The sequence below is a fragment of the Haemophilus parainfluenzae genome, assembly GCF_014931415.1.
Lineage (GTDB): Bacteria > Pseudomonadota > Gammaproteobacteria > Enterobacterales > Pasteurellaceae > Haemophilus_D > Haemophilus_D parainfluenzae_AF.
In genome coordinates, this window is record NZ_CP063121.1 from 789,183 (window position 1) to 815,805 (window position 26,623).

Genomic DNA, 26,623 nt, shown 5'->3' on the forward strand with positions numbered 1-26,623 from the left:
GAGGAAAGCAATCATGAACTTTAAAGACATTTTAGAGACTTTACCAAGCATTGATCATCTAACAGGTTTAGACGTATTAAACGGTGAAACCGTGATTCATCATATTCCGGCAGCACCAGGTAAACTTGGCTCGCTCCGTCTTTATAATGCCTTAGCAGAAAAATTTAATGGGAAATTAGACCGCACTTCTGCGCAGCAAGGCATTGAATGGTTTGCCGAACATGTTGAAGATGCGAAACAAAACCCTGGAAAACATCCCAATATTGACTTATTGTTTAAAGTGGTGGCGGAAGATGTGGTTTATTCGCTTGTACCATTAAAATAATTTGAAAATTTTTAGTGATTAATCTGAACTTTCAATCGTTAAAAACTGTCAAATAAAACAAATTGAGGTATAATGACAATAGTTGTTATACAATAACAAATAACTAATGAGTCGGGGCGTTGCTCCGCATGCTGTGAGGAGAAGAATGAATAAAGAAACTCAAATGATGTTAGTACCTCAAGGTAGCATCGAAGGTTATATTCGAGCAGCAAACGAATATCCGATGCTAACTGCAGCGGAAGAAAAAAGCTTAGCAGAACGTTTGTATTATGACGGTGATATTGAAGCAGCGAAAAAATTAGTTTTATCACACTTACGTTTTGTTATTCATGTTGCACGTGGTTATTCAGGTTATGGATTACCACAAGCAGATTTAATTCAAGAAGGTAATATCGGATTAATGAAAGCGGTAAAACGTTTTAATCCAGAAGTGGGCGTTCGCCTTGTATCTTTTGCGGTGCATTGGATCAAAGCAGAAATCCACGAATATGTCCTTCGTAACTGGCGTATTGTGAAAGTCGCGACTACGAAAGCGCAACGTAAATTGTTCTTTAACCTACGTAAAACGAAACAACGTTTAGGTTGGTTCAATGAAAACGAAGTGGATATGGTGGCGAATGAGCTTGGCGTATCAAAAGAAGATGTCATCGAAATGGAATCTCGTATGACAGGGGCTGATGTGGGCTTTGATTTGCCAACAGACGATGATGACGAAGCTTATGTACCTTCTTTATATTTAGAAGATAAAAGCTCAAACTTTGCGGCAGAACTTGAAAGTGAAAACTTTGAAGAACAAGCGACAGAAAAATTAGGTACAGCCTTAGCAAATCTTGATGAACGTAGCCAAGAGATTATCAAAGCACGTTGGTTAGATGATGAAAAAGCGACTCTTCATGATCTTGCAGCAAAATATAATGTGTCTGCAGAACGTATTCGTCAGCTTGAAGCCAACGCATTGAAAAAGCTTAAAAGTGCGGTTGATTTCTAAGCCGTTTTGATAAAAAGAAAACCTGTCGATTATCGACAGGTTTTTTTATTTATTTCTTTTTGGATTTTCCCCACATTTTATCTTCTTGGCCTCGCCATAAGCGCTGGATATTGTCATGGTGGCGATAAATTAGTAAGCAACAAACTAAGGCAACGGGGAAGGTAAATTCAGGTTTAAGCCACCAAACATAAAATGGCACGAGAAGTGCCGTAATGACCGCACTTAATGAAGAATAGCGACTAATTAAGAAGACCAACAACCACGTCCCTAACGTTGTTCCCGCTACACCCCAAGAAATGGGCGCAATGGCACCGAATGCGGTCGCGACACCTTTCCCACCTTTAAATTGAAAGAAAATAGGGAAAATGTGTCCTAAACAGGCTCCTAATGCCACCATGCCTAATTCAAATTGCGTGAGCCCTAAATAATACCCCGCCCAAACCGGTAGCATCCCTTTTAACATATCGCAAATTAATACTGCGAGCGCCGCCCAACGTCCACCAATACGCAATACATTGGTTGCACCTGGATTATGAGAACCATTCTTTCGTGGGTCAGGTAAACCAGCAACCTTACAAATCAAAATTGCACTGGAAATCGAACCCAGTAAATAAGCAAAAATCATATAAAAAAGGGCAAATAGGCTCATTTTGTGCTCCACAATCTTGATTGTCTTTGAAAAACTTGTTCGTTATTTTAACCAAACTTGATAGCATAAGCCCACTATATTTTTACAGGAATGAGAGATGGATCGAATTTTTATTGAAGAATTAGTGGTCTTCGCACAAATTGGCGTGTATGACTGGGAACAGCAAATTAAACAAAAGCTTGTTTTTGATTTGGAAATGGCATGGGATTGTCGAAAAGCTGCAGAAATGGATGATGTGCAATACTGCCTAAATTATGCCGAAGTGAGCCAATTTATTTTAGATTATGTTCAAGCTAAGCCATTTTTATTGATTGAGCGAGTAGCTTATGAAGTAGCAGAGCAATTACAACAACGTTTTGGGATTTCATGGTTACGTCTGAAATTAAGCAAACCTAAAGCGGTTGCTCAAGCAAATAATGTCGGAATTATTGTAGAACGAGGCGAATTGAAATAATCGCGGAAAATTGACCGCACTTTGTTAATCTCAAAACAAAGTGCGGTTCATTTTTTAGATGTTTTTAAGCGCCAAACGGAACGCACTCATCCCACTTTTTAATACCAGTACGCTTAATATCATGCTTGCTAGTGGATCAACCCATAACCATCCCAGAAAATAGGCACTGAGACCCGAAAGAATGGCAATAATGGAACCGAATAAATCGGTCAGTACATGTAGATACGCCGCTTTGATATTGAGATTATCATGATCGCTGTTCAACATGATCTTTGCCACGAGAAGGTTCACCAATAATCCTAAAGATGCCACGCCAAGCATCGGTAATGCCATCATCTCGATGGGATTTTGCCAGCGTTGAATCGCCTCAAATAAAATCATCAATGCCACGACAATCAATGAGCCGCTATTAAGTAAGGCAATATATCGTTGTTTTTGAGCGGATAGAAACAACGCTAACAAGGCTAAAAATAACGATAAGCTATCATTTGCCATGTGTCCGGCATCAGCCATGAGCGCCAAACTGTTAAACCAATAGCCACCAACAAATTCGACAACCATAAAGCTCGTAATGATGGCAAAACTGAGCGCTAAGATTTTTTTATCTTGTGGAATATGCGCATGAGATGAATGGTCATGGTGTTCATGGGTATGATGTTCGGACATACTGCTCCTCATTGTGTCTTTGATTAATTTTGGATAAAGTATAAAGTCCGTAGCAACTACAAGGTCAAGGCTTAATTTTAACAAGATGAAGATTCATGAACTCAGTAAACAAAGCGGTATTCATTTAGAAACCATTCGCTATTATGAAAAAATGGGGTTAATGCCGGAGCCTAAACGTCTGGCAAACGGTTATCGAGATTATGATGAAGCCAGTTTGAAGCAATTAAAATTTATAAAAACCTGCCGAGCGTTAGATTTCAGCTTGGCGGAAATTAAATATTTTAATGCGTTGAAAACACAGCAATCTCAACATTGCGAAGTGGATAGCATGTTGGCGAAACATTTGGTTTCAGTTGAAGAAAAAATTGCCGAACTGACCGAAATTAAACATTTTCTACAAAGTTTAATTACCGAAGATGATCATCAAGCTGCAGATTGTAAAGCCATGGCTCAATTAAAAGCCTATTAAGTGCGGTCAAAAAATATTAAAAATCCGCACGTGGATGTGCGGATTGGTCATTATTCCGGATCATCTGTAAAGGCATTATTTCGGAATATAGGCACAAAGGTTGCAAGATACAGCACAAACACAATGGCAATTAAAATAGCGGGAATCGTGATAAAAAACAGCTCATCTACATACATTAAACAAGCTCGGGAAAGTGCCGCCGTGAAAAGACAAAGCACGGCAAGGCGACAGAGTTTTGGGTAATCCAGTTTCGTAAAGCCACTATGCCATAATCCCGCGGTGAGCCAAATCATCATCATACTGCCGAGAATCCCGCCGAGTGTCACCATGTGTAACGGATCGGCAGTAGGCTCATCAATTAATTTATCGATGCCCATCCACAAATAGCCAATCGCGGCGAACAATTGAAGGAAATAATAAGTGCGTACGTAATGTTTACGTAGGAGTTCGTGGTGATGTAATTCGCGTAACTTGGCCAGCAAGATAAAGCCAACGGCAAAGGCAGTAAAAGCAGCTGTTTGCGCAGGCAACCAGAGCTCTGCTGCGGTATGGATCAGCAAGAATGTAATTGCGATATTTTTATACACGACATTCGGGATAAATACGGGATCTTTTAATGTGCTTTCTTTCAGTGCTTCTGCGCCTAATAGAATGCTCACTCGAATCGATACAAACATCACTGCCGCCATATTCAAATGCACCTGTGCCCGCAATAATTTCAGGCTATCAGTCATGGCGTAAGCAGTCTGACAAACTGTAAATGCGGCAAGTAATATCAGTAAAGTAAAATTGTCGGTATTGCGATCCAACCAAAACAGCCAAGCACAAAAGAGTAACAGTGCGAGCCAATAAGCAGCCACTAAAAACGAGGCAGTTTGCGGGGAGAATGGCAATAACACCAATCCAGAAAGCAAGAGCACGGCTAAAATCGTCGCAATAGGTTTTAAATTACCTTTGTAATTTGTCCACTCAAGCATGGAAGCCGTCAGAAAACCGCCGTATGCAGCTGGTAGCATAAATTCTAAGAAAATTTTGCGATGTAGGATGAGATCATCGGGGCTGATGAAAAAGCTCAACGCCCCCACAATCGCAAGAATGGCTGCACCAACAAAAAAGGGTCGCATCGGATGGGTAAAGAAATTATTCATAATAATGGATTCCTTGAAATTCGCGTGCGACTACGGTTTCTTCAAAGGCTGAATTGCGTTCGGATAATGGCGTTGGCAAGGTAATCACATTTTGCACATCCATCCCTTTTGGAGAAAGCTGCATGATCTCTCGGCTTAATCGAGCCGCTTCAAAACGATCATGCGTCACTAAAATACAGGCCATGCCTTGTTGCTCAATTTTCTCGACTAACATGGTGGCTAAAATATCACGTAAATCGCGATCCAAACCGATAAAAGGTTCATCCAATAAGGCTAAATCACAGCCACATAGTAGTAGACGCAAAAATGCTACGCGTTTTGCCATTCCTCCCGATAATTCGGTCGGGTATTTATTCAAATCACCCGAAGAAAGTCCGATCTTTTCTGCCAGCGCAATGATTTCATTTTCATTAGGATTATCCATAAAAATGGCAATATTCTGCATGGCAGTGAGATTTTCTAATAGACGGTTTTCTTGAAACAGAAACCCCGTTTTACGGAATGTATTCTTGATTTCGCCCGATTTTGGCGTTTCTAAACCTGAAATCAAACGCAGCACTGTCGTTTTGCCACAACCGCTTGGGCCGAATAAAGTTTTCACTTCGCCCGGTTGTAAATCCATACTGAAATCGCGCACGATGGGATCACGGAGAATTTCAAAACGCACATTTTTTAAACTCAGCATTATCTTCTCCACGGCATAAACAGGATTTCCAATGGCTTGGTAATCAAATATTCAAAGAGGGAAACAAACACAATCACCAACAACACATAAGCCATGACCGTTGACGTATCTAACATGGCTCTGGCATCAGCAATTTTGGCACCTACACCCTCATTGGCACCCAAAAGCTCAGCCATAATCACGACTTTCACGCCCATGGCAACCGCGACGCCAATGCTGGAAATTACATAGCCTGTGAGATGGGGAACATACAAATAGCGGATTTTTTTCCACAACCCGAGTTTGTACGCATCAAACAATTCTTCATGTTGTTTGTTGACACTTGCCATGCCCATAGCTGCACTGGCAAAGGTCAGCGGGGCGACTAATACGATAATGGTAAATAGCACACTTGGATTGCCAAAGCCAAACCAAAATAATGCCATCACGACCCAAATAATTGGCGGCATGGCTAACAAAATCGTAATGACGGGTTTGAGCAATGCCATAGCGGTTTTAAAGCTGCCCGCAATCAGCCCAGCGGCTAAGCCAGCGACTAAGGCAATGGTAATACCCACCACAGCACGCCATAACGAAATGCCGATTTCGTTTTGTTGGAAATGCTCAAGCAGATCAAGGGCTTTTTGAAAAACATCCGCGGGAGCAGGCAGCATAAATTCACCAAATACTGCGCTGCCCCAAGCCCACAAGGCAACCACCATCATCGCCACACTCAAGCCGGTAAAGCCGCTCCAGAGATAGTCGATGATGTAAAACAGCACAGGTTGTGGTTTACGGATTTTGTCAGTTTTAATCATGTGTTGTGATTCTGTTTCAAATTAAGCCAAGAAGAATTTGTCATCTGGCAATTTACCACCTAACAGTTTTGGATTGAACTCCATCAAGGTTTCGTAGAATTGCATGATTTCATTTTTCAGTTCACTGGCTTTGGTTACTGTTAAGCGTGCACCGTCTAAACCCATTTCAATAGCGGCTTCTGGTGCTGGCAGATAATTAGCGCCAATTTCAGCCGCACTTTTGCGGTTAGCCATAATCCAGTTTAACGCATCACTTAAATCTTGATGGAATAGATCAAATTCTGCCTTATGTGCGTGGAAGTATTCTTCGTTAGCAATAATGCCAGCCATTGGAATAAGCGGTTTGGTGTTAAACGCTTGTCCCCATTCTTTCACTAAATCAAAGCCTCGCACAATCTCTGTACCGACAATTTTAGCTTTCTGCACAACGGCACTCGCCATCGGTTCTGGCAGAATGGCAGCATGGAAATCTTTAAGCAAGAACAAACCAATCGCCTCAGTTGGTGTGGCCGCATAAGTGATCTCTACTTTATTAATATCAATATTTAGTTTTTTCAGTAAAGCTTGTAATACGATGTCTGGCATATCGTTTTTAAATGGCACAAGGATTTTTTTACCTATTAATTCTTGCGGTGAAGTGATAGGCGTATCTTTACACATCAACTGCGTAATGCCATTAGTCAGAATATTCACCATGCCAACTTGTTGCCCTTGATTACGTAAATTCACGCCCACATTACTTGGGCTCATCATCACTTTAAATTGACCACTTGCTACACCTGCACGTAGTTGATCAGGTGAACGCCAAATCTCTAATGCGACATCCGCTTGTTTGGCTAATTTACCTTGTGCTGCCGCCACTGCAATGGTCACACTTGGCATCGCCGGTGCACCATAAATGGTAAATTGTTCTTTTGTTGCCGCAAAGAGAGAAGGCGACATGCCCGCTGCCGTAAGTGCTGCGCTCATTCTTAAAAAATCACGTCTATTCAGTGCCATAGCTATCTCCTTATGATGAAACAAGTCTAACGCCTATATTTTGATAATAGTTTTCATTAATTATCTTACTGGAGATGACTAAAGTAAAGAAAGACCGCCTGAAATTTGAATTTCAGACGGTCTTTGCCTTAGTCTTAAAACAGCACACATATAAGTGCGGTCGTTTTTTTGAGTGTTTTTCTTACTCAGTCACGTAGAAAATTTGTTTTTCAAATTCGTGTTTACCGATTTTGACAGTCAGCACATATTTGCCGATTGGATCTCTTCGGTCGAATGTCCAGCAGTTCATCATGTATTTACCATTTTCTAATGTTGGTCTGGTATAAGTGATGGTATGGAGTTTTTTATTTGGTGATGACACCACTTTCGCATTTTCAATCGAACTGGCGAATTCACTTTGGGCTTGAGCTTTAAAGGTTTCACTTACCGTTGCTTTTTTACCAAAATGACCTGTTGCGAGCCAACATACCTTCTCAGCTTTACTGGAACGAGAGGTTTCTTTTTTATTTAAATCAGGTGATGGCTCCTGAGTTCTATCAAACACAGAGAGATAAATAGTTGGCTCATTTGCCGTATCTTTAGCAGTGTCTTTTGATTCTGGTGATGCAGCAAATGTGGCTGTTGAAAATAGGGTTGCAATTAAAGCGAATGTTGAGATTTTTTTCATGTTAGATTCCTTTTTATATCATTATTTTATTGAACGATCATTATACCAAGGCATCCCATATCTGCCAGCATTAAATTGGATGAGCCAAATAAGAAGGGATGAGTATTTGACGAAGGTTGTTCAAATTTTACTAAAATTTGTGCTTTCTTTTTCACCCAAACCGTATCTTTCCAGGCTAGTTCCGACAAATCAACGTTGGTGTCATCTTGGCTTTCAATCACAAATTTAGCGCCTTGAATAGTGAAACCTACTGGTAGCGAGCTGTTGATGACCCAACGTTCGACGGTACCGACTTTAGCTGAAACATCAACACGGCGCGGGTCAAAGCGTTGTTTATTGATTAAGCCATTCGTTACATCCAATTCAAAGGTGCGTTCTTGGGCGATTTTACTCTCGAGTATAGCTGTGGCATCAGTATTGAATGACTCATTCATTTTTTTGCTGAATGCAGAGATTTCACCTTGTGGATGAAGTTCTAAAACGGTGTTATCTGCAAAATCATTACCTGAGCTGAACACATTTTTGATTTTGTCGAAGAAACCACGTTTAGCCCCAGAGATGAGTGATACACCTTCTCCTTCGCTTAAATTAACTAATACTTCTGCACGCTCACCCGGTGCAAGAATAAGAGAGTTAATCGCTTTACCTTGTGGTAAAAAACCTAAATCTCTTGCAACAAGCAACATGTCTTGTTCGTTATCTAAACGGAGATCATAGGCTCTTGCCAATGAGGCATTGAGTAAGCGTAAACGCACCCAGCCGCGAGGGACGTCAAGATAAGGCGCTTCTTGTCCATTCACAAGAAGACGATTACCGACAAAGTGCGGTTGATTTTGCTTAAATAATTGTAATCCGTCGCCGTTAAATTCCATGTCTTGTAAGATTAATGGAATATCGTCCACGCCGTATTTATGAGGAAGCTGTGATTTTAGGCTTTGATCATCTTCAATCAACCACATTCCTACAATGCCGCGATAGGTTTGATAAGCCGAGTTGGCCAGGGTTGCAGATCGATACCAGCAAGTTGCGGCAGGTTGCTCTATTGGGATAATCGGTGCCCAAGATTCCCCTTTTTTTAGGACTTTTGCAGCACCACCGAATAATTCGCCACTGGCTTGCAATCCTTGAATAGAGAGAGCAATGCTTTGTGGCAAATTGTTGTGATAATTGAGTTTTGCAAAGGAACCCGATTTGATGCGAATAGTGGGGCCAAGATAATTGCCGTTAAAGCCCCACACACTGACGCTATGGGAACCATCTAGCTTATAGCCGGTTTCTTCCATATTAAGAATAATGGGGCGACCACGTTTCGTTTCCATCAACGGTGGAATGGTTAATTTTTCACGGGATGCCGCTAATACCGATTGAGGTGTGGCAGCAAGTGCGGTTGAAATTGCGGTAGTTTTTAATAATTGGCGACGAGAAAGACGCAACATATTATTTTCCTTGTGCAATTTCAGCATCGAGTTCAGCGATGCGTTTTTCCATCAAATCGTGACAGTAAGTAGCAAGTTCGCGAACATTGTCTTTTGTGTAGGATGACACATCAATTGGATCCATCATTTCACAAATCACCTTACCATTATCCCAACGATTTAAATCAATTTTGTTGTGAGTCGTCGAACATACTACTGGCACGATTGGTACGCCAGCCGCAATTGCAGCATGGAATGCACCGGTTTTGAATGGCAATAAACCACGACCACGGCTACGTGTACCTTCAGGGAACATCCAAATTGACAGATTGTCTTTATTGATACGGCGAGCAAGTTCAGTCATGGTGCTGTGTGCTTTAGAACGATTTTCACGATCCAAGAAAATATTGCCGGTTACCCAATATAAAATACCGAAGAAAGGAATCCAAATTAGGCTTTTTTTACCCACACTTACCGTACGAGGTAATACCATGTAAGAGATGGTCACCATATCGAAATTATTTTGGTGGTTACCGATATAAATACAACGCGGCATATTCTCTTTATTTTGTGGAAAACGGTGTTCTACTTTTAAGCCAAATAAAGGGTATAAACGACCAAACCAGCGAGCCATAACGCCCACATTGCTTGGGTTTTTGAAACGAATAAAGGAATAGATCGTACCGAGCACACAAATTAAAATACAACAAAGTGCAACGATGAGAATTCTGGCGATTTTTAACATAGAAAATACCTAATTAAAATTTTTGGAAAGTATAGCAAATTACACAAAAATGTGTGCTAATCTAATGAAAAAAATGACGGAATAGTTATGAAACCCATTTATTTTATTGCAGATCTTCATTTAAGCGAAACGCATCCGGAATTAACCGCACTTTTTTGTGATTTTATGCAAAACCAAGCACAAGAATCGCAAGCGGTTTATATTTTGGGGGATCTTTTTGATTTTTGGATTGGTGACGATGAAACGTCACCTTTAATCTCACAAGTAAAACAGTTGATAAAAAACCTAACAGAAAAGGGCATAGCTTGTTATTTCATTCATGGTAATCGAGATTTCTTGGTAGGGAAAAAATTTGCACAAGATTGTGGTTTAACGTTATTGCCTGACTATCATTGTGTTGATCTTTATGGTGTGAAAACCTTAATTTGTCATGGTGATACCTTATGTATTGATGATGTGAAATATCAACAATTTCGCCGGAAGGTGCATCAAAAATGGCGACAAAGATTGTTTTTATGCTTGCCATTAAAAGTGCGGTTAAAAATTGCAGAGAAAATTCGCGCGAAGAGTAAACAAGATAAGCAATATAAGTCACTGGATATCATGGATGTGAATTTAGCGTTTACGGCACAAACCGTAAAAGAATTTGGCGTAAATCGATTAATTCACGGTCATACGCATCGAGAAGCCATTCATCAGGAAAAAGGGTACACGCGAATTGTGTTAGGCGATTGGCGAAAAGATTATGCTTCAATTCTGGAAGTAACAGAAAACGGTTATCGGTTTATTTAAACAAAAAGCACAGGATTAAACCTGTGCTTTTTTGTATTAAAACGTGCTGATTTTCAACCGCACTTTATTCTACGGTTACCGATTTCGCTAAGTTACGAGGTTGATCCACGTCAGTTCCTTTAATTAATGCCACATGGTATGACAATAATTGCATAGGAACGGTGTAGAAAATTGGCGCAATAATTTCATTCACTTTTGGCATCGTGATAATTTTCATGCCTTCGCTTGGTGTGAAGCCTGCTTCTTTATCAGCGAACACATAAAGTTGCCCACCACGAGCACGTACCTCTTCAATGTTTGATTTCACTTTTTCAAGTAATTCATTGTTTGGTGCGACCACGATAACCGGCATGTCTGCATCGATTAAGGCTAATGGACCGTGTTTTAATTCACCTGCCGCATAAGCTTCAGCATGGATATAAGAAATTTCTTTTAATTTCAATGAAGCTTCCATTGCGATAGGGTAGAACTCGCCACGACCTAAGAAAAGCGCATGGTTTTTCTCTGCGAAGTCTTCTGCTAATGCTTCGATGTCTTTATCAAATGCAAGGGCTTTTTCAACTTCAGCCGGAAGTGATTGTAACGCTTTTACAATTTCCACTTCTTGTTCGTTTGAGATATTGCCTTTTACTTTACCAATGGCAGTGACTAACATTAATAATGCGGCCAACTGAGTGGTAAAGGCTTTGGTTGATGCCACACCGACTTCAACGCCTGCACGTGTCATGAAGGCAAGATCAGATTCACGTACTAAAGATGAACTTGATACGTTACAGATCGTTAAGGCTGCCATGTAACCTTTTTCTTTTGCAAGACGAAGTGCGGCAAGAGTATCCGCTGTTTCACCAGATTGAGAGATAGTCACTAACAAGCTATTCGGACGAGTCACGAATTTGCGATAGCGGAATTCAGATGCGATTTCAACATCACAGCTTACGCCAGCAAGTGCTTCAAACCAGTAACGAGCAGTCATCCCTGCATTATAAGAGGTACCACAAGCCACAATTTGAATGTGTTCAACTTTTTCTAAAATTTCAGCTGCGCCATTACCAATAGCATCCACAATCACGTTGTTATGAAGGATACGACCTTCCATGGTGTTGATTAATGCATTTGGTTGCTCATAGATTTCTTTTTGCATGAAATGGCGGAATTTGCCTTTTTCTGCTGCATCATTTTCAAGGTTAGACTCGTGCACTTCACGTTCTACTTTTTGACCATTTGCATCGTAAATATCCACGGTACGACGTGTGATTTCTGCAATATCGCCTTCCTCTAAATAGATGAAACGACGAGTTACGCTTAATAGCGCAAGTTGGTCAGATGCAAGGAAGTTTTCACCAATTCCTAAACCAATCACTAACGGGCTGCCTGAACGCGCTGCCACTAAATGTTCTGGATGCTCGCGATCTAATACCACCATACCGTATGCACCAGTAAGTTGTTTTACGGTTTTTTGGACTGCTTCAAGAAGATTTGAGGCGGTACGCATTTCCCAATTAACAAGGTGAGCAATTACTTCGGTATCGGTTTGAGAATTAAACACATAACCACGTGATTTCAGTAATTCACGTAATTCTTCGTGATTTTCGATGATACCGTTATGGACAACAGCAAAGTTACCTGAAGTATGCGGATGAGCATTAGCTTCAGACGGTTCACCATGAGTTGCCCAACGGGTGTGAGCAATCCCTGTACCGCCGATTAATGGTTTTACTGCAACGGCTTCATCAAGGGCTTTTACTTTACCCAAGCAGCGTACGCGGTGTAATTCATGGTTTGGATCCACGACAGCAACACCTGCTGAGTCGTAACCACGATACTCTAAGCGGTGTAAACCATTAATTAAAATTTCTGCTACATCACGTTGTGCTACCGCACCAACAATACCACACATAGTTTTTCCTTATTTAATAAAATTAAAAGTCTTGTTTTTCTGACCGCACTTTATGCTACATCCACACAAATCACTTCCACACCTTGCGCCATTATGGCTTCTTTGTTGGCCTGAGATAATTTGTTATCGGTAATCAGCACATCAATTTGCTGCCAGGTTAATTCCACATTTGGCATTTTTCTGCCAATTTTTTGTGATTCCACCATCACAATCACTTCGCGAGATACCTCAGCCATCACTTGGCTTAAGCGAACCAACTCATTAAATGTCGTTGTACCCCGTTCTAAATCAATGCCATCAGCACCAATAAATAATTGGTCAAAATCATAAGAACGTAGCACTTGCTCGGCAATATTGCCTTGGAAGGATTCGGAACGCGTGTCCCAAGTGCCTCCCGTCATTAAGAGCGTCGGTTCATTTTCGAGTGAACGTAATGCGGTGGCCACCGAAAGCGAATTCGTCATCACAACCAAGCCTTGTTTACGATTAAGCTGTTTAATCAAGGCGGCGGTTGTGCTGCCACTATCCACAATAATGCGATTGTGATCACGAATACGTTCTGCAGCTGCCTTTGCTAAGACTAACTTTCGTTGCGAAAGTTCATTATCTTGTTCTTCTTCGATGATTTCTTGTGGCATTAAAATGGCACCACCGTATTTACGAAGAAGGAAACCATTACTTTCCAATGCAGTGAGATCTTTTCGAATCGTCACTTCAGAGGTGTCAAATAACTGTACGAGTTGCTCTACACTGACTTCACCTTGTTCTTGCAGAAGTTGCATGATGGCATGTCTGCGTTGTTGAGTATTTCGGTGTTGAATGTTTCGTTTCATTATTTATATTCCACAATAAGTTTTGGTTCGGAATTATATCGGCAAAATAATGATTGTAAAGCTAAAATTTAGGTAACAAAAAACCCTGACAAAGCAGGGTTTAATTAAAATCCGTTTTAAGACAAATTATTTGATTGCGTCTTTTAATGCTTTACCAGATACGAATGCAGGAACTTTAGATGCTGCGATTTTGATTTCTGCACCAGTTTGTGGGTTACGGCCAGTACGTGCTGCACGTTTGTTCACTTTGAATGTACCGAAACCGATTAATTGAACAGGTTCACCTTTTTTAAGGCTACCAGTGATAGCGGCTAAAGTAGCTTCTAATGCAGCTTTAGCTTGTTTTTTGTTTAATTCAGCTGCACTTGCAATTGCATCGATTAAATCTGTTTTGTTCATAAATTTGTACCTTCTGTTAAATTAAAATTTGACTCTATTTAAATAAGCGTAGCTTTTAACTGCTACGGCTTGGCAAAGTCTAATCGAACTTGGGGGGAAATAAAAGCCCGATTTGCAAAAATTGTGACAAATCTCACGTTATTGCTCAATTTTTATACCAATATTGGAGATTCCCTCCTGCTTTATCTCGTTGCGAAGGGATAAAATCAAGTCTACATCGCGTTTTTCACAGTCTTTAAGTAAGCGATAGATTTGCCATTGAAGGTCAAGTTCTTCTTCAATTTCTTCACGGCTTTTTAGCTCAGTCTCAGAAAGATCACGATCTTCTTGTGTTTCTAACAAAGAACAAACTGTGCCTAATGAAATTTGGCTAATTTGAACTGCTTTTTCTAGTGTCTCGCCCGCGATAATTGCGTGCAATAATTCACCTAACGCTTCACAAGCATCGAGAGCGGGTACTACACCAAAGAAGTCGTAATCATTCACATCAGGAATGATTTCTTCAAGTTTCTCTAATTGGTTCTCGAAATTAATCTTTGCCTCTTTAACTGTTAGAAATTCCCACACTAAGTTTAAAATGTTGTGATAGGTTTTGTCTGCAGGCTTTTGTTCCGTCATTTGGCAGAATAGGGCAAAATTAGGTGCCATACGCTCGCATAAGCAAGCCATAAAGGTCAGATGTTGCCAGCTTTCGAGATTTTCGAGACGCTTGTGAATCGGATTTCGCATTTTTTTCTCGCTTATTTATGATAGGCTTTAGAGAACTCATGAATTGCATCTACGAAGATTTTTGGTGCACTTTCAGGCACATCTTGGTGTATTCCATGACCTAAATTAAATACATGTCCGCTGCCTTGACCAAAATCAGCTAAAATTGACCGCACTTCTTGCTCAATACGCTCAGCTGGTGCATATAACACGCTTGGATCCATATTGCCTTGTAGTGCCACTTTATGGCCTACGCGTGCTTTCGCATCCGCTAAATTCACTGTCCAGTCTAATCCGAGCGCATCACAGCCTGTATTTGCCATGGCTTCTAACCATAAGCCGCCACCTTTGGTAAATAAAGTCACCGGCACTTTACGGCCATCGTATTCACGAATTAAACCATCGACGATTTTGTGCATATATTGCAAAGAGAAATCTAAATATTCACGATGACCTAACACACCGCCCCAAGTATCAAATACCATGACGGCTTGTGCACCGGCTTTGATTTGAGCGTTTAAGTATAAAATCACGGAATCTGCTACTTTATCTAATAAAAGATGCAAAGTTTGCGGTTCGGCATACATCATTTTTTTGATTTTATTGAAGGTTTTGCTGCTACCGCCTTCAACCATATAAGTCGCCAGTGTCCACGGGCTACCAGAGAAACCAATCAATGGCACTTCGCCTTTTAGTTCACGACGAATTGTGCGCACAGCATTCATCACATACTGAAGTTCGCCTTCAGGGTCAGGAATCGGTAAATTTTCGACTGCACTTTTGTTTTCAATTGGATGGGCAAACTTCGGGCCTTCACCTGCACCAAAACTTAATCCTAAGCCCATTGCATCAGGAATAGTCAGAATATCTGAAAATAAAATGGCTGCATCTAAAGCATAGCGACGAAGTGGTTGTAAGGTGACTTCACAAGCTAAATCCGCATTACGGCAAAGAGACATAAAATCGCCCGCTTCAGCGCGTGTTGCTTTATATTCAGGCAAATAGCGTCCCGCTTGGCGCATCATCCATACGGGTGTCATATCCACTGGTTCACGTAATAAAGCTTTTAAATAACGATCATTTTTTAATTCAGACATGGGCTTTCCTTTATTTATTTTGTTCCGCTTTGCAAAGCTCAAGCGTAGCATTAATTAATTTGAGTGCGATAGTACCTGTTGGCGGTAATTCTGGCAAGGGGGCAGCGCTAGAAAACCATTGTGCATCATGCAGTTCTGTTTCTTGCAGTTGAATTTCTCCGCTGTCGTAATCAGCTAAAAAGCCCACCATTTGTGAATTAGGGAATGCCCAAGGTTGGCTACCGAAATAGCGAATATTTTTAATGCGAATACCCGTTTCTTCAAAGACTTCGCGACGAACCGCATTTTCGAAGGTTTCACCCACTTCTACAAAACCGGCTAGCGTGGTGTAAATACCTGCTTTGCCTGGCGTGTAATGGCGTTTATGGTTGGCTAATAAAATCTCTGTGCCACGGCGAACGGCGACAATAATCGAAGGGCAAATAACTGGGTAAGTACGATAGCCGCAACTTGTGCATTGAACCGCTAGCTCATCGTGAGTTTGTTCCGCTTTTTGACCGCACTTTCCGCAGAATTGGTGGGTTTTCAAAAAATGATTGATTTCCACGCCTCGGCTTAATAAATGAAAATCTTCAGTCGGTAATGACAACAAACTCCGTAAGGAAAGGTATTCTCGTTCATCTTGATCATTTTCTGCCACAAGCCATAAAGGTTGTGATTTCCATTTCCCGAGCAACATTGCTTTTTGCGTTGTGAGGCCGAGTTCCTTTGCTGTTCCGAAAGGCAGATCATTTTCCTGCCAATAAAGTGTCGATCCTTTGGTGAGCAGCCAATATCCCTGATCTTCGGGCTGAATTGCTTTCATATTTTTCTCTTTTTGTTTCAAAAGTGCGGTCATTATAAAAGGGATTTTTCGGAAAAACGAATTTAATTTCTGTGATAAAGATAGCTAGTCAGTTTTCGTTGTGCTACAGTAGCAACCTGTTTTTCTCTTTAAAATTAGGAATGACAAATGTCTTTTTTCTCTTTTGCTTTTTTAGAAAATGCGATGTCTTTTGAAGGTTATTTTAAATATATCGCCATTTTTGTCTCGTTAGGTGCATTGCTTGTGGTGACAAGCTTATATTTACGTCATCGGTTACAAACCAAATATCGCGATCTCAGTATTATCTTTCTTTTATTAATTATTTTCTTGCTCGGTGTGCAATATAAGCAATATGAGCAAAATGAAGTCTATGCAGCTGATATCTCTAGCGTGGTGACATTTTTAAATTCGGTGAAAGATAGTCAAAATTTACAGAAAGAAGATATTCGTACCAATAGCCGTACATTAATGAACGGCATGATTTTAAATATTCGGGATCAGTATTTCGAAGTCCATTTTAATAATGATTTTTCAGCGTATACCTTATCCCCAATTAACTTAGTAAACCCTAATGTTACTGTGATTGATAAGGAGGATAAATAATGGATGGCTACACATTATTAGGCTTGAAATTGGCCATGGGTATTATTGGACTGGTACTCCAAATTAACTTAATGGGAAAAGGTAACCTTGCACCGACTTCCGCGATGGATCAGGTACAAAACTATGTGCTAGGTGGCATTATTGGTGGTGTGATTTATAGCGATAGTATTGGGGTATTCCAGTTCTCTCTCGTGCTCGTGCTTTGGACATTATTGGTTTTTACCCTCCGTTTTATCAAAAATCATAACAAATTAGTTAAATCTTTGATTGATGGTAAACCTGTTTGGGTGATTTCAAACGGCAAGGTAAAAACTGCTGAATGTATGAAAAACAGTATTACTGCTAATGACCTCATGTTTAAGTTACGTGCTGCCGGTATTTATGAAATCAAAACGGTTAAACGTGCGGTATTTGAACAAAATGGACAACTTTCGATTATTCGATACGGTGATGATGATTTACGTTATCCATTAATTATTGATGGACAATTAGATGATGATGTTTTAGAAATTATTGATCGTGATGAAGAATGGGTTAAAGCTGAGTTAGAAAAACAGAACCTGACGATTGAGCAAGTGTATATTGGCGAATACTTGAATGGTCAGTTAGTGGCACATTCATATGAAAACAAATAAAAAAGACCGCACCTAAAAAGTGCGGTCTTTTTTATGCTCATTTTAACCCACGACAAAAGGTAAATAACCGGCTCGGATAGCAAAAGGAATCGAAGTAATAATCACCCCAAGCACTAAGACGATCACTAACAATGCTTTCCCACCCCATACGCGGTATGGCAAGTTTGGATGAATTTTGCGTGCTTTCCAAACTAATGCTACTGGTAAAACCACTGCGTAGAACGCGAACATTTGACCGGCATAACCCAGTGCGAGAATAAAACCTTCTGGATAGAAAAGGGAGAAAAGCACCGGTGGAATAAAGGTCATTAAACCTAATGAAATGCGTCCTGCATGAATATCAAAAGATTGTTTGAGTAAGTCTTCGATACATTCTAATAAACCTAATGCCACCCCTAAGAATGAAGTCACCAACGCCAAAGTGGAGAAGATTTTTACCGCATTCGCAATAATTGGGCTTTGGGTGATTTCTAAGGTTGCTTTCACTAAGCCATTTAATGTGGCGTCTTCACGTAAAATTTGTAAGAACTCATTTTGGCTGAGTAAGCCGTGCGTAGAAAGCTGCCATAAAAAGTAAGCAAATAACGTGATGCCAGAACCGACTAAAATCGCAATGCGTAAGGATTTCACGTTGCCGTCTAAGTATTTATTTAAGCTAGGAATGGAACCATGGAAACCAAATGCTGTGAAAAATACAGGGCTTGCAGAAATAATTAAGGCATTATCAATCGGCATCGCCATTAAGTTATCAAATTTAATGTTTGGTAACATTAATGCGAGAACTAAGATAAAAGTGGCAATCATCACAAAGAATAAAACGCGATTGATTTTATCTACGCTATGGGTACCGATGACAATAAAACTGCCAAAGAAAATGGTGAATACAAGCACCGTGATCTTATTCATGGTGTCTTTATCGCCCATGGCTGGGAGTAAATCCATTAATAAGGAACCACCACCACTCACATAAGCGGCAATTAAGGCATATAAAAAGACAATTAAAACAGCAGTGGAAATAATTCGCCCTGCCTTACCAAAATATTGTGCAGCAAGTGTGCCGATCCCTGCATCACTGTCAGCGGTTTGATACAATTCCACGAATAACAACGCGGTGAATGTGAGTACCGCCCACAAGCCAATTAATAAGAAAACCGTCGCCGTTAAACCAATTCCTGCAGAGGTGAGCGGCATTGCCAACATCCCCGCACCAATCATGGTTCCTGCTACAAGCAAGGTACTTCCCACAGTCTTGTTCATTTTACTTTCCTTTGGTTGTAATGATAAATTTACGATGATTGTATTTTAATCTTTACATTGTGTAAAGTAGAAGAAACAAAATTCTTCTACAAAATGTACGGTAGAAATGACCGCACTTTCCCGATAAAATAGCCGGCAAATCAATTAAGACAAGAGACAATAGTAGGAGAGCGCTTATGATTTATAGTATGACAGCCTTTGCACGCTTTGAAATCAAGAAAGATTGGGGCGATGCAGTTTGGGAAATTCGTTCGGTTAACCAACGTTATTTGGAAAACTTTTTCCGCTTGCCAGAGCAATTCCGAGGTTTAGAAAATGCTTTGCGTGAGAAACTTCGTCAAAATCTCACCCGCGGTAAAATTGAATGTTCATTGCGTATTGATAGCAAAAAACAAGCAACGGCTGAGCTCAATTTAAATAAAGAATTAGCGAATCAAGTGATTCAATCTTTACAATGGATTAAGGCGCAAGCTGGCGAGGGTGAAATCAATTTAGCAGATGTATTGCGTTATCCTGGCGTGGTGGAATCGGCTGAGCAAGATCTAGATGCCATCAGTCAAGATTTGTTGACAGCTTTTGATGAATTGTTGGTGGAATTTATTGCAATGCGTGGCCGTGAAGGCGAAAAATTGCAAGCCATTATTCAACAGCGTCTTGATGGTATTACGGTAGAAGCTGAAAAAGTGCGGTCACAAATGCCAGCGGTTTTACAATGGCAGCGTGAGCGTTTATTGCAACGTTTTGAAGAAGCGAAGATTCAACTAGATCCACAACGTGTCGAACAAGAAATGATTTTATTGGCGCAACGTGTGGATGTGGCGGAGGAATTAGATCGTCTGCAAATGCACGTGAAAGAAACCAACAATATCTTGAAAAAAGGTGGAGCAGTGGGGCGTAAACTGGATTTTATGATGCAAGAACTGAATCGTGAATCTAACACGTTGGCATCAAAATCCATTAATGCTGATATCACCGCTTCTGCCGTGGAATTAAAAGTATTAATCGAACAAATGCGTGAGCAAATTCAAAACCTTGAATAGGGAAAATCATGGCAACATTTATTTCATTAAACCAATATGATTTGGTGGAAGTGGCGGGCGTAGATGCGGAGAAATATCTGCAAGGCCAATTAACTTGTGATGTGGTGCATTTGGCAGCAGGCGCTTCAACGCTTACAGCGCATTGTGATCCTAAAGGCAAAATGAACTCGTTGTTCCGCTTAATTAAGCTTTCTGCAGAGCAGTTTTTGATTTTAATGCCGAAAAATTTATTTGCTCCACTCGATCATTTAAAAAAATACGCCGTGTTTTCAAAAGTGACTTTTCAAGTATTGGACTGGCAAATTGTCGGCTTAATTGGTGAAAAGTGCGGTCGAATTCAAGCGCAAATTACCTTGGATATTGATGAAAATCGCACAATTTTGCTCAATCCTACACCGTTAGATGTCACCTTTAATGGCGATGAAAAACAATGGCTTTGTGCGGATATTCAAGCGGGCTTACCAAGCTTGAGTGCGGAAACACAAAATGAATTTATCCCACAGGCATTGAATCTACAAGCTATCGAACAAGCGATTTCTTTTACGAAAGGCTGTTATATCGGGCAGGAAACTGTCGCGCGAGCCAAATATCGTGGTGCCAATAAACGTGCGATGTATGTGTTTTCGGGGGAAACCACGGTTACACCGAAAATCGGCAGCGAAATAGAAATGCAGTTAGAAACAGCTTGGCGTAAAACAGGGACGATCGTAAGTGCGGTCAATTTTGACGGCGTGTTATGGTTGCAAGTGGTGATGAATAATGATTTAGAAGAAGGGACGCATTTCCGTTTACCTGAAGATGGCTCCGTTCTGAAAATTGAACCGTTACCTTATTCCATCAATAGCTAAAAAACGATTTAGTCATTGATGACTTATAAGAATCATAAATGATGAAAAGAGAGAACTACAATGTTCTCTCTTTTTTTATTTTTTTAAAATCCGCTATAATTCTGAAAAACTCATGAATTGAACACTATGACTTATTATCTTGGCATCATGTCTGGCACCAGCCTTGACGGAGTGGATATTGCCCTTATTGATATCCAATCTAATCAAACCAAATTAATTGCGGCAGATTTTACACCGATGTCGGCAAATTTACGCGAAAAAGTGACCGCACTTATTCAATCAGGCACAACTACATTACAGGCTCTGGGAGAACTTGACCATCAATTTGGTTTACTGTATGCCGATTGCGTAAATACCTTTTTACATAAATACCAGTTAAAACCAGAACAGATCGAAGCCATTGGCTGTCATGGACAAACAGTGTGGCATTCCCCAAAAGGTCAATTTCCGTTTACCATGCAAATCGGTGATATGAATTTATTAGCCGCTAAAACAGGTATTACGGTCGTTGGTGATTTGCGCCGTAAAGATATGGCATTCGGTGGACAAGGGGCGCCTTTAGTACCCGCCTTTCACCAAGCGGTATTTTTTGATCCTAACTGGGCAACAGTGGTGCTTAATATTGGCGGCATTAGTAATGTATCCTTATTGATACCCGAACAGCCTGTCATTGGCTTTGATACAGGAACCGGTAATACCTTGCTCGACCAATGGATCGAAAAGCATCAAAGAAAAGCTTATGACAAAAATGGTGAATGGGCGGAGTCAGGTCAAGTGAATTCAGATTTGTTAGCGGCATTATTAGATGAAGATTTCTTTCAATTGCCACCACCGAAAAGCACGGGGCGTGAATTATTTAATTTAGCTTGGTTAGAGAATAAAATTCAAAAAATAGTAGGCAAAACGACCGCACTTTTATCACAAGATGTGCAAGCCACTTTGGCAGAATTTACCGTGCAAAGTATCGTTTTAGCCCTTAACAATATTCAGACGACATTACCATGCCGATTACTTGTTTGTGGTGGTGGCGCTAAAAATCAGGCGATAATGAATGGCTTAAAACAAGCATTGCCAAGTTGGCGTATTCAGCTGACGACTGAATTAGATCTTGATATTGATTATGTGGAAGCGACAGCTTTTGCTTGGTTGGCCTATCGTCGTATGCATAATTTGCCGGCTAATTTGCCGAGTGTAACAGGCGCCACAAGTGCGGTCAGTTTAGGGGCAATTTTTCCAAAGGAATAAACTATGGCAGAGAATTTATTACAAACCCTTTCAACTTTAATTACTGAACAACGGAATTCCAATTCCATGCATGTGGATAGCTTGTCTGCATTAGAAATTGTGCAGTTAATGAATGAGGAAGATAAACAAGTGCCTTTGGCAATTGAGAAATGTTTACCTCAAATTGCCCAAGCGGTCGAACGTATTGTTGCAGCATTTCAACAAGGCGGTCGATTAGTCTATATTGGCGCTGGAACCAGTGGTCGATTAGGCGTACTCGATGCTTCTGAATGCCCGCCAACATTTGGTGTGTCACCTGAAATGGTGAAAGGTATTATTGCAGGCGGTGAGCGCGCATTACGTCATCCAATTGAGGGCGCAGAAGACAGCAAAACGCAAGCCGTGGTTGACTTACAAACCATTCAATTTTCCTCAAAAGATGTCTTGGTGGGTATTGCAGCTAGTGGCCGAACACCTTATGTGATTGGTGCATTGGAATATGCGAAAAGTTTAGGTTCTGTGACCGTTTCGATTGCAAGTAATCCGAATTCAGCGATGGCAAATATTGTGGATATTGCCATTGATACGGTAGTGGGGCCAGAAGTGCTGACTGGTTCGAGTCGTTTAAAATCGGGTACTGCCCAAAAATTAGTACTGAATATGCTCACTACGGCTTCCATGATCTTAATGGGCAAATGCTATCAAAACTTAATGGTGGATGTGCAGGCAAGCAATGAAAAGCTGAAAGCTCGTGCCATTCGTATCGTGATGCAAGCTACGGATTGCGATAAAGCGCTCGCAGAAGAGACATTAAAGCTTGCCGACCAAAATGCGAAATTAGCAATTATGATGATTCTGAGTGGACTAGATCGTGCTCAAGCAGAGGCTTTATTAGAAAAACATCAGGGCAAGTTACAACTTACATTGAAATAAGTAAAAATAAAAACGCTAGGCATCAAACCTAGCGTTTTTTATCATTTAATAGTTTGCTCAATTAGCAATCTTGTTTACCGTAAGCATCTTGACGCAGAATTTGACGAACGCCTTCATCAAATTGTGCTAAAACGTGATCCGCATCTTTTGGATCTTTACCGCGCGCATCAAGATAGAACTTGATTTTCGGTTCAGTACCAGATGGACGAACGATTAAGCGACTACCGTTTTCTAATACGAATACAAGGATGTCGCTTTGACGATCTGTTTTAGTGTGGTCGATGAATTGTGCCACTTTAACGCCACCTACTTCAGCTGGAGGTGTGTTACGAAGTGCGGCCATTAATTTACCAATTTCAGATAAATCGCTTACACGAATAGAAATTTGACCACTTACATAAGCACCGAATTCTTGCGTGAAGTCATTGGCGTAATCCGCTAAGGTTTTACCTTGTGCTTTTAAGTGACGCACTAAATCTAAGAACACGATCGCTGCAGAAATACCATCTTTATCGCGTACTTTATCAGGGTCAACTAAGTAACCAAGCGCTTCTTCGAAACCGAATAATAAGCCTTGAACTTTACCGATGTATTTGAAGCCGGTTAAGGTTTCTTCTGATTGGAAGCCGTATTTTTTCGCAATTTCAGCAAGCGCTGGAGAAGATACTAAAGAACACGCTAATACGCCTTTCTCACCTTTTGCATGATATTGTTTTGCTAAATACCAACCTAAGAAACAACCGACTACGTTACCGTGTAAAGGTTTCCAGTTACCTTGTGCATCTGGAACAGCTACCGCCAAGCGGTCTGCATCTGGGTCATTGGCAATAATGAATTCTGCATTGTATTCTTTTGCTACTTTAATAGCTAAATCTAATGCACCTTTTTCTTCCGGGTTAGGGAAGTTTACTGTTGGGAATGAGCCATCTGGCCATACTTGTTCTGCCACAATATGAGGTTGTGGAAGCCCCGCTTTGGTTAAGGTTTTGCTTAATACTTCATAGCCTACACCGTGCATTGCAGTATAAACGTAGTTAATGTCTGCTTCTGGTTCTTTCGCAAGAGAAGCGGTTTTTTCGATATAAGCGTTAACCACTTCATCATCTAACACCACATAATCTTGGCTACGAGGTAAATCTTTTACATTACCCGCTGCGACTTTGTCGATTAATGCAGCGATATCTTTATCTGCTGGAGAAACGATTTGGCCACCGCCGTTCGCTTTGCCTAAATACACTTTATAACCGTTATCTTCTGGTGGGTTGTGACTTGCTGTCACCATAACACCTGCGGTGGTATCAAAATATTGGATTGCGTAAGCTAATACTGGAGTTGGTAATTTACGAGGAAGTAAATAAGCTTTCACGCCTGCCCCCGCCATGATCTCAGCGGTATCACGTGCGAAAACATCAGAGTTTTTACGACCATCATAACCAATCACGATAGAAGGTTGTTTGTCGTAATCTTTTAAATAATCTGCTAAACCACCTGCTGCCTGAGCCACTAAAACACGGTTCATCCCCATAGGGCCTGCTTGTAATGGTCCACGAAGCCCAGCAGTACCAAATTGTAAACGGTCACTAAAGCGAGCTTGTAATTCAGATTGTGCTTTTTCATCACCATTTTTCGCCGCGGTTAAAAGTGCGGTTAATTCTGCATGAGTTTCTGCATCAGGATCTTGGTTTAACCAGTTTTGTGCAATATCAAAAAGCGTTGTCATGATGTTTTCTCCTTGTAAAAACTAATTCTTGTTAGACTAGCTGAAAATGACTTTAATTTAAATGACTATTTTGCTTTTTTACTGAAAATTTAAGCTTTTTTTGATCGCAACCGTTTTCTCTTGATATAAAAACGGCGTAAAAAATATTTACGCCGTGAATGAGATATAAATTTATATAAAATAATAAAAATTAGAGAAGAAGAGCAGAACCCCATTTGATAATATCAAAGAAGAATTTGTTCTGATTGGTGGCAATGCCATCACCCGTTTTCTTCAATGTGCCATCATCATTTTTGGTTTCATCCACCATACCATTTACATATTGCCCTTTCACGACATCCAAATCTTCTTTTGCCTGAGTACGTAAGACTTGGCAAGCTTTTGGCTCTAATGCATCGACATCACCAAGTTCTGCGCGGAATTTCTTAAATTGATATGTCGCATAATTCATCGATTTTTCATCTTTTTGAATCATTTTTACATAATCTTCACCGATGATTTTTTCTAACGGATAGAAAAAGACATATTGGGAATGAATATAGCTATCTTCTTTTGCAAAATGTTGTTGCTGAATACGAGTTAAATTTGGATAGATACATTGTTCAGCTTGTTTACTTGCTATAGCCCATGTTTTTGCATTGGCATCAGACAGAAGGTAGTCTGCTTGTGCGAATTCAGCAGGAATAGTTGATTGTGATGAACCAAATAAACTGCAAGCATTCAATAACATGATGCTGCTTAAAAAAATAATTTTTTTCACTTAAATTTCCTTATAACATCTAGAATGACAAAATTTTAACAACAACAATCTGATTGTAAAGTGATTCTCTAATTGAGAAGTGATTTTCTTTCCCGAACTAAAAAACTTCCGCTATAATGACCGCACTTTTTACACTTATAAAGGAAAGAACAATGCAAAATCCAAAAGATGATGTTTTATATGCACCAGTTGAGTGGGTTGACCATAGCGAAGGTTATACTGATATCCGTTTCCACAAATCGATTGATGGTATTGCAAAAATCACGATTAACCGTCCGGAAGTGCGTAATGCATTTCGTCCGCAAACAGTCAAAGAAATGATCCATGCGTTTTCTAACGCGCGTTTCGATGAAAAAATCGGCGTAATTGTATTAACCGGTGAGGGCGAAAAAGCATTCTGTTCTGGTGGTGACCAAAAAATTCGTGGCGACTACGGCGGTTACAAAGATGAAAGCGGTGTACATCACTTAAATGTATTGGATTTTCAACGTGATATTCGTACTTGTCCAAAACCAGTGGTGGCAATGGTCGCAGGTTATGCAATTGGTGGTGGTCACGTACTGCATATGTTATGTGATTTAACGATTGCGGCAGACAATGCGATTTTCGGTCAAACTGGCCCTAAAGTGGGTTCATTTGATGGTGGCTGGGGCGCAAGCTATATGGCGCGTTTAGTGGGTCAGAAAAAAGCCCGCGAAATTTGGTTCTTATGCCGCCAATATAATGCGCAAGAAGCATTAGATATGGGCTTAGTGAATACTGTTGTGCCTTATGCAGATTTAGAAAAAGAAACTGTGCGTTGGTGCCGTGAAATGTTACGTAACAGCCCAATTGCATTACGTTGCTTAAAAGCCGCATTAAATGCAGACTGTGATGGTCAATCAGGTTTACAAGAGCTCGCGGGTAACGCAACCATGCTGTTCTATATGACTGAAGAAGGTCAAGAAGGCCGTAACGCGTTTAACGAGAAACGCGCACCAGACTTCAGCAAATTCAGACGCAACCCTTAATTTGAACATAAAAGTGCGGTTAAAAATCAGTGTGTTTTTAACCGCACTTTTGTCA

The 26,623-nt window shown here is 40.5% G+C and carries 30 protein-coding genes; 12 read left to right on the top strand and 18 right to left on the bottom strand.

The genetic code is table 11. The features are described 5' to 3' along the window. Window positions 1-13 precede the first annotated feature (13 nt). Entirely contained in the window at window positions 14-325 is a 312-nt protein-coding gene (locus INP93_RS03860; protein ID WP_049356180.1) for a DUF2322 family protein, read from the top strand. A 145-nt stretch (window positions 326-470) separates the two neighbouring features. Then, window positions 471-1,313: an RNA polymerase sigma factor RpoH gene (rpoH, locus tag INP93_RS03865; RefSeq protein WP_197545185.1), complete on the top strand. Its 843-nt coding sequence runs from the start codon at window positions 471-473 to the stop codon at window positions 1,311-1,313. 49 nt (window positions 1,314-1,362) lie between these two features. Here rpoH and plsY read toward each other — a convergent pair whose 3' ends face one another. Beyond that, window positions 1,363-1,962 (bottom strand): glycerol-3-phosphate 1-O-acyltransferase PlsY, encoded by a 600-nt coding sequence (plsY, locus tag INP93_RS03870; protein WP_197545186.1) that lies wholly within the window; start codon window positions 1,960-1,962, stop codon window positions 1,363-1,365. Window positions 1,963-2,059: 97 nt separating this feature from the next. Here plsY and folB point away from each other — a divergent pair, with 97 nt between their 5' ends. Next, window positions 2,060-2,416 (top strand): dihydroneopterin aldolase, encoded by a 357-nt coding sequence (gene folB, locus INP93_RS03875; protein WP_049368269.1) that lies wholly within the window; start codon window positions 2,060-2,062, stop codon window positions 2,414-2,416. A 54-nt stretch (window positions 2,417-2,470) separates the two neighbouring features. Here the strand turns inward: folB and INP93_RS03880 are convergent, their stop codons facing one another. Next, a complete protein-coding gene (locus INP93_RS03880) occupies window positions 2,471-3,082 on the bottom strand; it encodes a cation diffusion facilitator family transporter (protein WP_197545187.1) in 612 nt (203 codons plus the stop codon). A gap of 85 nt (window positions 3,083-3,167) precedes the next feature. On the opposite strand from INP93_RS03880, the gene INP93_RS03885 reads away from it, so the two are divergent. After that, window positions 3,168-3,551: a MerR family transcriptional regulator gene (locus INP93_RS03885; protein ID WP_054419001.1), complete on the top strand. Its 384-nt coding sequence runs from the start codon at window positions 3,168-3,170 to the stop codon at window positions 3,549-3,551. 50 nt (window positions 3,552-3,601) lie between these two features. Here INP93_RS03885 and INP93_RS03890 read toward each other — a convergent pair whose 3' ends face one another. From INP93_RS03890 to INP93_RS03920, 7 genes are all read right to left on the bottom strand, one after another. Next, the gene (locus tag INP93_RS03890; protein ID WP_197545188.1) at window positions 3,602-4,699 is read right to left on the bottom strand and encodes an NnrS family protein; all 1,098 of its coding nucleotides are present in this window, start codon (window positions 4,697-4,699) and stop codon (window positions 3,602-3,604) included. After that, window positions 4,692-5,384: an ATP-binding cassette domain-containing protein gene (locus INP93_RS03895; protein WP_197545189.1), complete on the bottom strand. Its 693-nt coding sequence runs from the start codon at window positions 5,382-5,384 to the stop codon at window positions 4,692-4,694. Before INP93_RS03895 ends, INP93_RS03890 begins: the two co-directional genes overlap by 8 nt. After that, window positions 5,384-6,181, bottom strand: a complete 798-nt coding sequence (locus INP93_RS03900; protein ID WP_197545190.1) for an ABC transporter permease — start codon at window positions 6,179-6,181, stop codon at window positions 5,384-5,386. Before INP93_RS03900 ends, INP93_RS03895 begins: the two co-directional genes overlap by 1 nt. Before the next feature lie 21 nt (window positions 6,182-6,202). Continuing rightward, a complete protein-coding gene (locus INP93_RS03905) occupies window positions 6,203-7,180 on the bottom strand; it encodes an ABC transporter substrate-binding protein (RefSeq protein WP_197545191.1) in 978 nt (325 codons plus the stop codon). 181 nt (window positions 7,181-7,361) lie between these two features. Then, window positions 7,362-7,847 carry a PM0630 family protein gene (locus tag INP93_RS03910; RefSeq protein ID WP_197545192.1) on the bottom strand — a complete coding sequence of 162 codons (486 nt, stop codon included), beginning with the start codon at window positions 7,845-7,847 and terminating at the stop codon, window positions 7,362-7,364. Between the two features lie 26 nt (window positions 7,848-7,873). Next, window positions 7,874-9,283: a multicopper oxidase domain-containing protein gene (locus INP93_RS03915; RefSeq protein WP_197545193.1), complete on the bottom strand. Its 1,410-nt coding sequence runs from the start codon at window positions 9,281-9,283 to the stop codon at window positions 7,874-7,876. A 1-nt stretch (window position 9,284) separates the two neighbouring features. Beyond that, window positions 9,285-10,007, bottom strand: coding sequence for a 1-acylglycerol-3-phosphate O-acyltransferase (locus INP93_RS03920; protein WP_049373535.1), 723 nt, complete (start codon window positions 10,005-10,007; stop codon window positions 9,285-9,287). A gap of 87 nt (window positions 10,008-10,094) precedes the next feature. On the opposite strand from INP93_RS03920, the gene lpxH reads away from it, so the two are divergent. Then, a complete protein-coding gene (lpxH, locus tag INP93_RS03925) occupies window positions 10,095-10,799 on the top strand; it encodes a UDP-2,3-diacylglucosamine diphosphatase (protein WP_070868555.1) in 705 nt (234 codons plus the stop codon). A 64-nt stretch (window positions 10,800-10,863) separates the two neighbouring features. Here lpxH and glmS read toward each other — a convergent pair whose 3' ends face one another. The 6 genes from glmS to nudC form a co-directional block, all read right to left on the bottom strand. After that, window positions 10,864-12,696, bottom strand: coding sequence for a glutamine--fructose-6-phosphate transaminase (isomerizing) (glmS, locus tag INP93_RS03930; protein ID WP_014064713.1), 1,833 nt, complete (start codon window positions 12,694-12,696; stop codon window positions 10,864-10,866). Between the two features lie 50 nt (window positions 12,697-12,746). Continuing rightward, on the bottom strand, window positions 12,747-13,529 hold the full coding sequence (locus INP93_RS03935) for a DeoR/GlpR family DNA-binding transcription regulator (RefSeq protein WP_197545194.1): 783 nt from the start codon (window positions 13,527-13,529) through the stop codon (window positions 12,747-12,749). 126 nt (window positions 13,530-13,655) lie between these two features. Next, window positions 13,656-13,928: an HU family DNA-binding protein gene (locus INP93_RS03940; protein WP_005696943.1), complete on the bottom strand. Its 273-nt coding sequence runs from the start codon at window positions 13,926-13,928 to the stop codon at window positions 13,656-13,658. A 138-nt stretch (window positions 13,929-14,066) separates the two neighbouring features. Then, window positions 14,067-14,657, bottom strand: a complete 591-nt coding sequence (locus tag INP93_RS03945) for a YjaG family protein (protein ID WP_197545195.1) — start codon at window positions 14,655-14,657, stop codon at window positions 14,067-14,069. Window positions 14,658-14,668: 11 nt separating this feature from the next. Further along, entirely contained in the window at window positions 14,669-15,733 is a 1,065-nt protein-coding gene (gene hemE / locus INP93_RS03950; RefSeq protein ID WP_197545196.1) for a uroporphyrinogen decarboxylase, read from the bottom strand. A 10-nt stretch (window positions 15,734-15,743) separates the two neighbouring features. Continuing rightward, the gene (gene nudC / locus INP93_RS03955) at window positions 15,744-16,538 is read right to left on the bottom strand and encodes an NAD(+) diphosphatase (RefSeq protein ID WP_197545197.1); all 795 of its coding nucleotides are present in this window, start codon (window positions 16,536-16,538) and stop codon (window positions 15,744-15,746) included. Between the two features lie 147 nt (window positions 16,539-16,685). Between nudC and INP93_RS03960 the strand changes: the two genes are divergently transcribed. Together INP93_RS03960 and INP93_RS03965 are read left to right on the top strand one after the other, a co-directional pair. After that, a complete protein-coding gene (locus INP93_RS03960) occupies window positions 16,686-17,141 on the top strand; it encodes a DUF3290 family protein (RefSeq protein WP_049365274.1) in 456 nt (151 codons plus the stop codon). Beyond that, on the top strand, window positions 17,141-17,776 hold the full coding sequence (locus INP93_RS03965; RefSeq protein WP_193451241.1) for a DUF421 domain-containing protein: 636 nt from the start codon (window positions 17,141-17,143) through the stop codon (window positions 17,774-17,776). The genes INP93_RS03960 and INP93_RS03965 overlap by 1 nt, the downstream gene beginning before the upstream one ends. 42 nt (window positions 17,777-17,818) lie before the next feature. Here the strand turns inward: INP93_RS03965 and INP93_RS03970 are convergent, their stop codons facing one another. Further along, window positions 17,819-19,033, bottom strand: a complete 1,215-nt coding sequence (locus INP93_RS03970) for an aromatic amino acid transporter (protein ID WP_197545198.1) — start codon at window positions 19,031-19,033, stop codon at window positions 17,819-17,821. A 176-nt stretch (window positions 19,034-19,209) separates the two neighbouring features. On the opposite strand from INP93_RS03970, the gene INP93_RS03975 reads away from it, so the two are divergent. The 4 genes from INP93_RS03975 to murQ all read left to right on the top strand — a co-directional run bounded on the left by INP93_RS03975 (window position 19,210) and on the right by murQ (window position 23,078). Next, window positions 19,210-20,073 (top strand): YicC/YloC family endoribonuclease, encoded by an 864-nt coding sequence (locus INP93_RS03975; RefSeq protein WP_197545199.1) that lies wholly within the window; start codon window positions 19,210-19,212, stop codon window positions 20,071-20,073. A gap of 8 nt (window positions 20,074-20,081) precedes the next feature. Beyond that, a complete protein-coding gene (gene ygfZ / locus INP93_RS03980; protein WP_197545200.1) occupies window positions 20,082-20,921 on the top strand; it encodes a CAF17-like 4Fe-4S cluster assembly/insertion protein YgfZ in 840 nt (279 codons plus the stop codon). Window positions 20,922-21,047: 126 nt separating this feature from the next. Further along, window positions 21,048-22,166 (top strand): anhydro-N-acetylmuramic acid kinase, encoded by a 1,119-nt coding sequence (locus INP93_RS03985; protein WP_197545201.1) that lies wholly within the window; start codon window positions 21,048-21,050, stop codon window positions 22,164-22,166. A gap of 3 nt (window positions 22,167-22,169) precedes the next feature. After that, window positions 22,170-23,078 (top strand): N-acetylmuramic acid 6-phosphate etherase, encoded by a 909-nt coding sequence (gene murQ, locus INP93_RS03990; protein WP_197545202.1) that lies wholly within the window; start codon window positions 22,170-22,172, stop codon window positions 23,076-23,078. A gap of 61 nt (window positions 23,079-23,139) precedes the next feature. On the opposite strand, the gene INP93_RS03995 is transcribed toward murQ, so the two are convergent. Both INP93_RS03995 and INP93_RS04000 read right to left on the bottom strand, forming a co-directional pair. Continuing rightward, entirely contained in the window at window positions 23,140-24,798 is a 1,659-nt protein-coding gene (locus INP93_RS03995; protein ID WP_197545203.1) for a phospho-sugar mutase, read from the bottom strand. Between the two features lie 190 nt (window positions 24,799-24,988). Beyond that, a complete protein-coding gene (locus INP93_RS04000; RefSeq protein WP_420026361.1) occupies window positions 24,989-25,558 on the bottom strand; it encodes a DUF5358 domain-containing protein in 570 nt (189 codons plus the stop codon). Between the two features lie 152 nt (window positions 25,559-25,710). On the opposite strand from INP93_RS04000, the gene menB reads away from it, so the two are divergent. Continuing rightward, the gene (menB, locus tag INP93_RS04005) at window positions 25,711-26,568 is read left to right on the top strand and encodes a 1,4-dihydroxy-2-naphthoyl-CoA synthase (RefSeq protein ID WP_197545204.1); all 858 of its coding nucleotides are present in this window, start codon (window positions 25,711-25,713) and stop codon (window positions 26,566-26,568) included. The last annotated feature ends 55 nt before the right edge of the window (window positions 26,569-26,623 follow it).